This is a genomic window from Paenisporosarcina sp. P4_E4_2 (assembly GCF_056401595.1).
The window spans coordinates 1-3,671 of the sequence record NZ_JBFUJC010000315.1 but is presented as its reverse complement, the minus strand read 5'-3'; the positions used below and the strand labels follow the sequence as shown (position 1 = coordinate 3,671).

Genomic DNA, 3,671 nt, shown 5'->3' with positions numbered 1-3,671 from the left:
GGTAAATATAAGAGAAGAAATTAATATAAAAGTGTCATTTTGTCTAGCTATATGCGCCAGCTCGCTGGCCCCTTTAGGGGTCGGAAAGGCGAAAAATTCGCCTTTCATTCTTCCAGCGCCGGCGTCGAGCTAGAGTTGCGCTTTTCGCTTTTCTAATGAGAAGAGGTGTCCATGTGAGTTATGCAACGCAAAAGTTGGCTGAAGAAAAAGTATTTAAAGACCCGGTACACCGATACATACRTGTCCGCGATCAAGTGATTTGGGATTTGATTGGCACGAGAGAATTTCAGAGATTGCGACGTATCAAACAACTCGGCACAACGTATCTCGTTTTCCACGGGGCTGAACATAGCCGCTTCAACCACTCACTGGGCGTTTACGAAGTTGTAAGACGCATCATTGACGATATATTTACAGGCCGACCTGAATGGGATGAATCTGAGAGACTGGTGGTTCTTTGTGCAGCACTTCTTCATGATCTCGGTCATGGTCCATTTTCACATGCGTTTGAACATGTATTTGATCTGGACCATGAGAAATTCACGCAGGCTATTCTACTTGGAGACACTGAAGTAAATGAAATACTAAAACGTGTGGCTCCGGAATTTCCCCAACATGTGTCCGATGTCATTGCCAAAACATACGGCAATAAACAAGCGGTAAGTTTAATTTCTAGCCAGATCGATGCAGATCGCATGGATTATTTACAACGTGATGCGTATTTTACAGGCGTAAGTTACGGTCATTTTGATATGGAGCGTATTTTACGTGTCATGCGCCCGCGCGAAGATCAAGTCGTCATTAAACAAAGCGGCATGCATGCGGTAGAAGATTACATCATGAGTCGCTACCAAATGTACTGGCAAGTGTATTTCCATCCGGTGTCCCGCAGTGCGGAAGTAATTCTAACGAAAGCACTTCACCGTGCCAAAGAACTGAGTGAGAGTGGTTACACTTTCGCGTATGAACCGCGTCATTTCAAGACGTTCTTTGATCAAACGTTTTCATTGGCTGATTACATTGCACTCGACGAAGGCATTGTTATGACGTACTTCCAGGAATGGGTGCACGAAGAAGATGACATTCTCGCTGATCTATGCGACCGCTTTGTGAATCGTCGTTTATTCCAATACATTGAATTTGACCCGGCAAAGGATTACAGGAAACTGGCGGAACTCGAGAAATTGTTTCATAAAGCGGGCATCAGCCCTGCTTACTATTTGGTATTCGATTCGTCATCAGACTTGCCATATGATTTTTATCGACCAGGTGAGGAAGGCGAACGTGTGCCGATTCATTTATTGATGCCAAACAATGAACTACGTGAGCTATCGAGGTCTTCTGAAATCGTTGAAGCCATTTCAGGCAAACGAAGAACGGATCATAAATTGTACTTCCCCGAAGATTTATTGACAGAAGATACAAAGAAAAAAGCCGTGAAGAAGAAAATTTTAGAGTTGCTTTACGGACAAGCATAGAATAGGAGGTTGCCTTAATTGTTAGAGGAACATGCGAAAATTGTCCAGTYCATCACGCTGGCGGGAGAAGTAATGGGGCGTAAGAAGCTCCAAAAAATGGTGTACATTGCGAAGAAAATGAACTTTCCATTCCAGGAAAAATACCAATTCCACATGTATGGGCCTTATTCAGAAGAGCTGACTTTACGTGTAGAGGAATTATGCAATATGGCGTTCTTGTCTGAGAAAAAAGAAGACAAAGGGTCGTACGTGCAATATACGTACGCATGTACCGAAGAAGGAAGTCAGTTTTTATCAACAGTGGATGGCAATCATCCAAAGCTCGATTTATGTATAGAGCGCTTGAATGATAAAAGTTCACGCTTTCTTGAAATGGTCTCAACTTTGTTATACTTCGACCATCTAGAACGCACAGAACAAGTAGAGAAATTGCATGTCGTTAAAGGGAAATTGAATTTKACGGAAACAGAAATTGAAGCGGCCTTTGACTTTATCAAGAATCTTCAAATGTGTATTCAGTAACACATATGAAAACATATAAAAGCAGAGCAATTCACATATGAATTCTCTCTGCTTTTTCTTTTTCTAAAAATGCACCTTTTAATAGGGTTTTATCCTATAATTGTAAAAAGTGAAAAGGGGTAATAATATGCAAAGAATTTTTACCAAAAGATTATTATTGAGAGAATGGAAAGAGACCGACTATAAAGATTTATATGAGTATGCAAAAAGTGATTTGGTTGGACCAAACGCAGGTTGGAAACCTCATAAAGATGAGAAAGAAAGCAAAGATATTATTCAAATGTTTATTGCAAGTAAAGATACGTATGCAATAGAACTTATTTCTGAAAATAAGGTGATCGGCGGAATAGGACTTCATGACAGAAAGCCAGATGAACTATTATCACACTTAAGTCAAAAAGAAATAGGATATGTCTTAAATCCTAATTATTGGGGGAATGGATTTGTCCCTGAAGCTGTAAATGGCTTACTAAAATATGGATTTGAAGAATTAAACCTAGATATCATTTGGTGTGGACATTATGATTTCAATCATAACTCTAAAAGGGTCAATGAGAAATGTGGATTCCAATACAAATTCGATAAAAAATTGATATTGGAAAGGTTAGATGGAAAAGAAGTCACCTGCCTATATTATTGTATTAATAAAACAGACTATAAGGTCGCTTCCCCTATTTGAAACTTATAAAAATAATGACCTTTAATATAAACACTTTGTCGGTTAACCCAAACGTTTGCGCACATAAATTGGCCAATGAAAAAAGCTGATTACATGGTCTAATGTAATCAGCTTAGGTCAATCATAATAAAGCGGGAATCCGCATTATTTACTTATTTATCGCTAAACAGCTTTCCAGCTACTGCGTAATGATTTTTTGGCATATCTTCGATAAAGACAACTACGTTTTCAACAGGAGCATTTGTTGTTTCAGCAACAGCAGCGGTTACTTTTTCTACAAGCGCGCGTTTTTGATCGTCTGTGCGACCTTCAAGCATTTTTACAGTTACGTATGGCACTGGAGTTCCTCCTCTTTCACAAAATTTTATCTATTCGTTATAATAACAGAACGGAGGGGACTAGCGTATGACAAATGAAGAAAAACCAAAACAAAAGCTTGGATTCACAATCATAAAAAATGATCCAACAGATGGTCACGGTGGTTTCGGTGTAGGTTCTTTGACACTTGAACATGTATCACCGGTCATCATTGACGTCGAAGAAAAAACCGCCAAAGTTGAAATTGGTGCCATGCATGCAAGAAGCGATACGGAACGCGGGATCAAATTCACAACGAATCGTGAAGATTCTGAAGGTGGTAAATTATTTTGGCTTGTATGGGTTACCATTGACCACAAAGCAACAGGACCCTACTATGCAGGCGTGACCGGATGTGAAATGGTCATCAACCGTGAAAAGCGCAGAGGATTCAAGATTCTGGCTGACCACGTAAACAAGATGGACAAATCAATGAAACGTCATATCATTGTTGACCAAATGGACGATTCATCTAAGGAAATATTGCGGGACTTTTTACAATCGCATAACCCAGAAATGTGGGCACGTAGTGAAGAAAAACTTCATCATGAATTGAATTCCTAATATTGTCAAACAGTTGTACAAAATGTGACATTTTCATGCACCTCTGTTCAATGGTTGAATATGTCGAAAAA

The 3,671-nt window shown here is 39.5% G+C and carries 5 protein-coding genes; 4 read left to right on the top strand and 1 reads right to left on the bottom strand.

Annotation, left to right across the window (positions count from 1 at the left end; all coding sequences use genetic code 11):
* Positions 1-173 precede the first annotated feature (173 nt).
* From AC1DSB_RS16215 to AC1DSB_RS16205, 3 genes are all read left to right on the top strand, one after another.
* The gene (locus AC1DSB_RS16215) at positions 174-1,478 is read left to right on the top strand and encodes an HD domain-containing protein (RefSeq protein ID WP_477587110.1); all 1,305 of its coding nucleotides are present in this window, start codon (positions 174-176) and stop codon (positions 1,476-1,478) included.
* A gap of 18 nt (positions 1,479-1,496) precedes the next feature.
* Positions 1,497-2,000 carry a YwgA family protein gene (locus tag AC1DSB_RS16210; protein ID WP_477587109.1) on the top strand — a complete coding sequence of 168 codons (504 nt, stop codon included), beginning with the start codon at positions 1,497-1,499 and terminating at the stop codon, positions 1,998-2,000.
* A 127-nt stretch (positions 2,001-2,127) separates the two neighbouring features.
* The gene (locus AC1DSB_RS16205; RefSeq protein WP_477530850.1) at positions 2,128-2,679 is read left to right on the top strand and encodes a GNAT family N-acetyltransferase; all 552 of its coding nucleotides are present in this window, start codon (positions 2,128-2,130) and stop codon (positions 2,677-2,679) included.
* Between the two features lie 152 nt (positions 2,680-2,831).
* On the opposite strand, the gene AC1DSB_RS16200 is transcribed toward AC1DSB_RS16205, so the two are convergent.
* Entirely contained in the window at positions 2,832-3,017 is a 186-nt protein-coding gene (locus tag AC1DSB_RS16200) for a 2-hydroxymuconate tautomerase (protein WP_016428314.1), read from the bottom strand.
* A 67-nt stretch (positions 3,018-3,084) separates the two neighbouring features.
* Between AC1DSB_RS16200 and AC1DSB_RS16195 the strand changes: the two genes are divergently transcribed.
* The gene (locus AC1DSB_RS16195) at positions 3,085-3,600 is read left to right on the top strand and encodes a YwhD family protein (protein WP_016428313.1); all 516 of its coding nucleotides are present in this window, start codon (positions 3,085-3,087) and stop codon (positions 3,598-3,600) included.
* The last annotated feature ends 71 nt before the right edge of the window (positions 3,601-3,671 follow it).

Excerpts from the sequence above, each read along its gene's own strand:
- AC1DSB_RS16205 (WP_477530850.1), top strand. The coding sequence starts at position 2,128 with ATGCAAAGAATTTTTACCAAAAGATTATTATTGAGAGAATGGAAAGAG.
- AC1DSB_RS16195 (WP_016428313.1), top strand. The coding sequence starts at position 3,085 with ATGACAAATGAAGAAAAACCAAAACAAAAGCTTGGATTCACAATCATA.